We start from the raw sequence: 6,979 nt of genomic DNA on the forward strand, positions 1-6,979 counted from the left end.
CCTTCTTCATCTACGGCATCGTTCTGTTTAAATATTAGTCGATGTCTTTGGTCCCCTGCATTCATTCTTCATCACCTGCCGGTAATTCACGAGCTTTAAGCCGTAAAATGATGCGTTCCAAACTATATTGTAAATTGGTAGTTACCGTACCAATCACTTGAGGACGACGCTCCTCATAATAGCCGGCCACCAATAGTTTGATAGCCATTCCATAACTAACAGTAGATTGATCTTTAATACCAGAGTCCTCCAACTCTTCAACAGCAGTATCGATAAATTCTTGAATTTGAGTATTTTCCTCATCGCCGTCAATTTTTAAATATTCTTTTACATTTTGTAAATCTGGTAGAGGCATCAAAAATCCCCCTTACTCTTCTGGTAAGAGGGATTTAATGTGCTGAACGACACCTTTACGGTCCGATCCACTTTGTTCCATCTCTAATAACTGTTTCAATTCGTCTGTTGATAGATCAGCAGTGATTGCTTCTTGTACTTGAGTTACATTACCATCAAGTACAGAAGGCTCTTCATTCCTTTTAGGTTCCTCTATTTTTTCTCCTAAGTAACCTTTTTCTTGCAATTCTTTAATGCGTTTTTCGTCATTAGATTCATAGATGTCACCAGCAGCATAATACTTTTTAGTAAGTTTATCGATAAAACGTTTTAGAACTATATATTTCATTTAAAATCCCTCACTTTTATGATGATTGGATAATCCCAACCGCACGTAAGGCGGCTAGGATTTCATTTTGTTTAGCAGCAATGTCTTCTGCAGTTGCTGAAGATGGGTCAGCATGATCTTCTATTGGTTCCGCTTGTTTCCCATCGGCGGTAATACTACCACCTGTTGTTAAATGGATATCGTTAAAATAAGGCATATTCAACACCTCCATGTTAGATTTCTGGTTTATTAGACTGTTTCTACCACTTTCGCAATACGGAATGCAGATTTTAACTTGATTTGGTGATCTAACCAAGCTGTTAGAACGAACAATTCCACACCTGTTTTTACATCTTTATCACGATCACGTAACATCTGAAGATCGTAGTTAAAATGAGAATAAGCAAAGTCACCAACAATAGGATCTGAAGCAGCATCGACGAATTCAGCAGGTACACCTAAGACTTGTTCTGGTTGAGCGTTATAGAGAGATGCATTACCGTTAGCTAACACTTCAATAATGTCCATGTAATCCGCATAACGCATTACCACTTTTGCATTATCACGGAAATCTTCATGCAAATCTGCAATAGCTGCTTTAATTGCTTTATATTTGGACTCTCCATTTACTTCTTTAATGTCGTTTTGAGTCGAATAGAAGGACATATGCTCTTCACCAGTTGCTGGTGTTGTAGCAAAAGCAACCTTTTTCTCTTTAGCTGCTAAACCTGATTCAAGACCTCGATCGACTGTTGTAACAAGATTTGTTGTAGTTCCGTTTAAAACAGTTTCGGAAATTGGTACAAATACTTTGAATTTGTGACGACCAAATGTAACAGTATCACCAGTTGCTTTCATTTCCTTCGCTGTTTCGGTATCACCGATAAAGTCATCATCATCCAATTGAAATGCAATTTTCGGAATTTCTAAGTTGGTTTCTTGCGTAAATACTGAGATGTCACGCAATGGATTTTTGACAAATGGTTCATGGATAAGTTCATTAGATACTGTTTTTGGCAGTAACTTTTCTCCACCAGTGCTAGGATCTGTGTTATCGCCTAACGCTTGAAAGACCTCTTTCGTAATAGGCTTATTGGTCATCGTAGCACGAATCATTTCCGCTTTCGCTTCGACTTTCTTTTGTTTTGGATCGTCGATACCTTTGATGTTGTTTTGATCTTCGAATTTTGCTTTTTGTTCTGCTTCTAGTTGATCGTGCTGCTCTTTAATCACATCAAATCGTTGTTTCAAATCATCTCGTGATTTTTGTAATGTTTGAATATCCTCAGATGTTTTGGATGTGTCAATAGCAGCATCTGCTAATTCATTTTCCACTTTTTGAAGTTGTTGACCGATGGTTGTCATGTTTTGTTTGTACTCAAAAAGCGTCTTTTGACCACCGAAATACTGCAAGTTATTTAGACGTAACCATTGTCCTTTTTGACGTTGTTGCACAGATTTTAATAATGCTTGGCTCTTTTTCATGTTAAATTCCTCCTAAAATATCTTTTATTAATGCTGAATTTTGTTTAGATTGTTCAGCTATTTTCTGTCTTCGTGCCATCTCTTCTTCAGAAATACCTTCTTCTTGTTTATCCACTTTCTTTTGAAGAGCTTTTGGCACATTTTTATATTGCTTAAATAAATCTTCACTGACAGAAGCAACGGCTTGATTTTCTTCTAGAACTACATCAGCTAGTCCGTATTGTTGAGCTTCATCTGCAGATAACCACGTTTCATCATCCAACATTTGCTTTAACTCATCTTCATTTAGTTTTTCACCTGCCTTTTGGAGATAACTTTGGACCGCTGACTGATTAATTCTGTCTAAATCATCCGCTTTTTTACGTAATTCATTGGCATTACCTAGCGCAATAGTCCAGGCGTTATGGATCATCATCATAGAATTTTTATACATATGAATCTGATCACCGGCCATTGCAATAACACTAGCGATGGATGCAGCTAAGGCATCTACATAAACATTCACTCTTGCCGGATGGCTTTTAAGCATATTGTGAATGGCGATTCCTTCAAAAACGGCACCACCAGGTGAATTAATGTGTAAATTAATGTTGGAAACATCGCCTAGATCGTCTAAATCTTGCTTGAAACTAGATGCTGTTGTATCTTCTTCTAACCATTGATAACGTTCTATGTCACCGTAAATAAAAACATCCGCTGAATCTTCTTGATTAGCAGACATCTTCATGCTCCAAAACTTGTTTCGCTTTTTAGCAAAATGTTGAAGGTTTAATTTCAATTGTCGCTTTCTCACTTAATCCACACCCCCTTTCAAATGGCATAAAAAATACACGTATTATAACGTGTTATCCATCCCCATTATTTGAATTATTACTGCTATTACTGTTTGATTTTCGTTCTGATGGATCCATATCAATTGGATATAAATCTCCGCTAACCCATAATTTAGATGCGTTCCCTCCCACCGGAGGTAAATCCTCATACATCCTAGCTTCATCTTGCTTCATCCACCCATTACGAATGGCTTTGGCGTAATAATCGCCTTGGGTAGAGATATCGCCTCTAAGAAGAGCCTTCGTGTTAAATTTAAAATAAAAACCAGCTTTTCTTTCGGCTGGTGTAAGTAATTTTCTATTAAATTCTTGCTCATACTGCCTTACAATTGGCATTAAAGTAAGGTCTACAAACATACGCATCAGCTGTTCATTACTTGAATAACTCTGCCCTTCTGTATCATTGAGCATTGTAACTGGCATATTAAAAACATTCGCTACCCTGGAACGTGTAATCCGTTCGGACGCGAATGTATCAGCTGCAACGTATTTTCTCTCCAATTCTTTAATTTCTACACCTTGTTCTTGGAACAAAATACCGCCATTATCCTTGTAGAACCTTTTAAAATCTTCAATGACTCTTTTTCTTTTGTCATCATCTAAATTTCCACCGTATTTCAATATAAATGAGTTTGGTGCAGATTGCATTTCTTTTAAACTGAACTCTCGAACTGCCTTATCAAAGTCATTGGCATTCTGTAACACTTTAATGGGATTAATTCCCTTTAAACTATGTGAACCTACAATATGCTTAACATGTAACATTTCCATATTGTGTACATAATAGCGATTCCCATCTTCACCTAGAACCTGGTACCATAATTCTTTACTGTTTCTTTCGATGACAGGCTCCACATAATCTGGATTAATTAATGTTAGTCCGGAAGGCTGTAACCTTATGTCACGTTCAATAAGAGCATAACCATTTCCTTCTTCATCCCTAGCAGTTTCTAAATTTCTAATAAACTCAAAACCTGTCATATTAGGATTGGGATTGTTAATTAACACATCCGAAGCACTATTTTGCTTCATTTCATAGTTTTGATACAATTTTAACGGCAATGTAGCCATACTATTGGATAGCCTTGTAACTGCGCTAAAAATAGTTTCATTAGTGGCTAAGGTGGAATTATCAATACCCCAAAATGACTTTCCCATCCAAGATGAAAAATCAAAGCCATCCCCCTTCCATGCTGCATAAGCGCTATAAAATGAGTATTTTAATCGCTGAAAGAATCTCAATGTTTCACCACCTTTCAATTTGAATTAGATGTGGATCACCTCCTTAGTAAACAAACATCCAATTTTTCATTCTGATAGGTTCGTTTTGTATACATGGTTGAAAATTGAAAAGTAAGATTACAATCAATAACAAACTGAATAATTTCATTTACCAATCACTCCTTCATCAAATCTTGCATACTAACAACTCCAATATCACCATCACCAGTTGGAACAACCAATTTTTCCATTACCTTTGTATGAGCATTTAACAATGCTGCAAATCCATCAATTTTACGATATCGACCAGCTTTTGTTGGTAATCTATTGTTATTTCGGTCTTTCACAAGCTCCACGTTGTTTATATACCAACGGAGAAGTGGATTCTCATTAAATATTACTTTTCCATCCAAAAACATTTCTTTCAAATCATCTAAAGCAGGACCAAGAGTTTGAAAACCTTGTCTTACTTTTTCTGTTTCAAAACCTTTTTCTTCTAACGATTTATTTAATCGGAAAGCTTTGGCCGGATCATAAGTAATCAATGGAATGTTATACATTTTAGCTTGTTCCTCGATCCATTCTTCGACAATGTCTTTGTTAATGTACTCTTCATCAACGATTGTTAAGTAATTATCTTTTTCCCACTCTCGATAAGGTATTTTTTCATTACCTTCTTTTACTTTTTTCAATGGAATCCAAGAATGAGATAAGACAAACACTTCTCCTGTTTCTAACGGAAATTCTACACAAGCACTTGTAAAGTCCTCAGAGTCAGATAAATCATAACCAGCAACCCCTTCAGCACCTTCAAGTACTTTAATATCCATGTGCTTATCGTTTTTCTCTAATGTTTTAAAATCAATAAAAGGAACTTTGCTGCCATTCGCAAATATATTAAATTGTTTAGTTATAAAGTCTGAACGCTCTTCTGGAGTTCGTTTATCCTTATCCCAATCATCCATGAGGACATCTAAATCAAGCGAAACCCCCATGTTAGGGTTTGCTTTAATCCATGTTTCTGGCTTTTCAAACTCTTCATCGTTATCTAATTCAGCCAAATAATAAAAAGTACGTTCATCTTGAATGGCACCTTCCAACACTTGAACACCATCAGCATAATATTTAACAAGAGGACCATCTAGTTGATAACCAGCAGTTGTAATATATAAAATAAGTGGTTGTTTACGAGATCCACGTGATTTTTTGATAACGTTAATCAGTTTATAATCCTTAAATTCGTGAATTTCATCAAATACACCAAGATGTGTATTCAAACCATCTAATTTTTCACTGTCTGAAGCACGAGGCTCAATTTTGGAAAATGCTTTAGCATACTCAATTTCATCACGCTTAGGAACGAATCTTTTTCTCAGCTTTGGCGATTTTTTTACCATCGCTTTGGCTTCATCAAAAATAATGCTTGCCTGTTGTTTAGCATTTGCTAACAGATAAACATTTGCACCGTTTTCCCCATCTTTGGAGAAAGAATACAGTGATAATCCTGATATTAATGTCGATTTACCGTTTTTTCGACCAACAAAAATAAGGCCCTCACGAAAGCGCCTTACACCAGTATCTTTATGAACCCAACCGTATAATGAACCTATCACAAAATGTTGCCACGGCTGAGCAATTAATTGATCATAATCACCTTTAGATGGTTTGCAATACTTTTCAATAAATCTTACTGGACGATATGCCTTTTCCTCATCAAACACCCATGGAAATTCGTCCGTTCCTTGCCTTTTTAAATCATTTAAATGCCTTTTGGCTGCTAAAATATTATTTTTACTTGCTACAATCTTGCCTTTAACAACTTGTTTAGCATACCAGGTTGTCAATAACTTGTCTGATGGTTTTTCAAGGATATTACCTTTCTTCACCTGGTCTTTTTTCCATGTTATAAAACTAAAACTTTGCTTTGCCTTCTTGATGTTAGAAGCTGTCGAAGTCGTCGTCATCTCCACCATTCTCTATTTTCTTTCGTTGTGCTGGAGTAAGACCAAGTGATTTTAACAAGTTATTAAGCGTTTGAACTGTTTTCGTTAATTCGATCGCGAGAGGATTTTTTACAAGATTCTTGGCTCCGAATTTATTAGTATGCTCCATTAAAAGAGTAGATTTTTTTAATTCTGCTTTCATTTTTCGATAAAATTGATGTGTTTCGACATACAATTTTATCAATTCTTCATCCGATTCTTGATAATTTTCGCCTAGGTATTCCCTCAGTAATTTCGCGGTTGGAACAGCCATTTTGTAAATCCTCCTCTCATCATTTTTTTCTGTTACCCCCCTTTCATGAAAATTTCTCCACGGTGAAAACGAAGGGGCGGCTCGCTCTGGGCGATTGATCGACTCCAGTTTATTGGGTAGGGGGGTATCACCATGTTTGCTCTGGATTTTCATTCACTTCAAAAGTTTTTATTTTTCTTGAAATCTTTTTCTCTTTCTTTTGTCCAAAACCTTTCTCAGGATGAAGATCGTTATGACAATCGAAGCAAACACTTATTAAGTTAGTATCTACCAAGGCTAGGGTTGGGTCATCTCTTAGGTGAACAATATGATGAACTGTATCAGCTGGTATAGGATCATCATACTCCATGCACACCTGGCACAGGTACTCATCTCTTTCTAGGATAGTCTCTCTCTTTTTTTGCCATATAAAACTTTTGTAAAAGGCATCTCGCATTGCCTTAGTTAAACTAGTTGTACTTGTCCAAAGAAATGGATTAACTTTCATCCTTTTCCACAACCGTTTTTAATGTATCAGCCATTA

At 36.2% G+C, this 6,979-nt stretch carries 9 protein-coding genes; all 9 read right to left on the minus strand.

What is annotated here, in order from left to right:
• Window positions 1-61: 61 nt before the first annotated feature.
• A complete protein-coding gene (locus tag D569_RS0122020; RefSeq protein ID WP_018934597.1) occupies window positions 62-355 on the minus strand; it encodes a head-tail connector protein in 294 nt (97 codons plus the stop codon).
• Between the two features lie 12 nt (window positions 356-367).
• On the minus strand, window positions 368-682 hold the full coding sequence (locus D569_RS23330) for a hypothetical protein (RefSeq protein WP_018934562.1): 315 nt from the start codon (window positions 680-682) through the stop codon (window positions 368-370).
• A 16-nt stretch (window positions 683-698) separates the two neighbouring features.
• Window positions 699-878, minus strand: a complete 180-nt coding sequence (locus D569_RS23335) for a hypothetical protein (RefSeq protein ID WP_018934563.1) — start codon at window positions 876-878, stop codon at window positions 699-701.
• A 32-nt stretch (window positions 879-910) separates the two neighbouring features.
• Entirely contained in the window at window positions 911-2,146 is a 1,236-nt protein-coding gene (locus D569_RS0122035) for a phage major capsid protein (RefSeq protein ID WP_018934564.1), read from the minus strand.
• 1 nt (window position 2,147) lies between these two features.
• Window positions 2,148-2,939: a head maturation protease, ClpP-related gene (locus tag D569_RS0122040; protein WP_018934565.1), complete on the minus strand. Its 792-nt coding sequence runs from the start codon at window positions 2,937-2,939 to the stop codon at window positions 2,148-2,150.
• Window positions 2,940-2,991: 52 nt separating this feature from the next.
• The gene (locus D569_RS0122045) at window positions 2,992-4,221 is read right to left on the minus strand and encodes a phage portal protein (protein ID WP_026287434.1); all 1,230 of its coding nucleotides are present in this window, start codon (window positions 4,219-4,221) and stop codon (window positions 2,992-2,994) included.
• A 155-nt stretch (window positions 4,222-4,376) separates the two neighbouring features.
• On the minus strand, window positions 4,377-6,164 hold the full coding sequence (locus tag D569_RS0122050) for a terminase large subunit (protein WP_018934567.1): 1,788 nt from the start codon (window positions 6,162-6,164) through the stop codon (window positions 4,377-4,379).
• Entirely contained in the window at window positions 6,139-6,456 is a 318-nt protein-coding gene (locus tag D569_RS0122055) for a P27 family phage terminase small subunit (protein WP_018934568.1), read from the minus strand. The genes D569_RS0122050 and D569_RS0122055 overlap by 26 nt, the downstream gene beginning before the upstream one ends.
• Window positions 6,457-6,583: 127 nt before the next feature.
• Window positions 6,584-6,943 (minus strand): HNH endonuclease, encoded by a 360-nt coding sequence (locus tag D569_RS0122060; protein WP_018934569.1) that lies wholly within the window; start codon window positions 6,941-6,943, stop codon window positions 6,584-6,586.
• Window positions 6,944-6,979 lie beyond the last annotated feature (36 nt).

This window comes from Gracilibacillus lacisalsi DSM 19029 (assembly GCF_000377765.1).
GTDB lineage: Bacteria > Bacillota > Bacilli > Bacillales > Amphibacillaceae > Gracilibacillus > Gracilibacillus lacisalsi.

Coding starts and splice junctions, on each gene's coding strand:
- D569_RS0122020 (WP_018934597.1), bottom strand. CDS start 355: ATGCCTCTACCAGATTTACAAAATGTAAAAGAATATTTAAAAATTGAC.
- D569_RS23330 (WP_018934562.1), bottom strand. CDS start 682: ATGAAATATATAGTTCTAAAACGTTTTATCGATAAACTTACTAAAAAG.
- D569_RS23335 (WP_018934563.1), bottom strand. CDS start 878: ATGCCTTATTTTAACGATATCCATTTAACAACAGGTGGTAGTATTACC.
- D569_RS0122035 (WP_018934564.1), bottom strand. CDS start 2,146: ATGAAAAAGAGCCAAGCATTATTAAAATCTGTGCAACAACGTCAAAAA.
- D569_RS0122050 (WP_018934567.1), bottom strand. CDS start 6,164: ATGACGACGACTTCGACAGCTTCTAACATCAAGAAGGCAAAGCAAAGT.
- D569_RS0122055 (WP_018934568.1), bottom strand. CDS start 6,456: ATGGCTGTTCCAACCGCGAAATTACTGAGGGAATACCTAGGCGAAAAT.
- D569_RS0122060 (WP_018934569.1), bottom strand. CDS start 6,943: ATGAAAGTTAATCCATTTCTTTGGACAAGTACAACTAGTTTAACTAAG.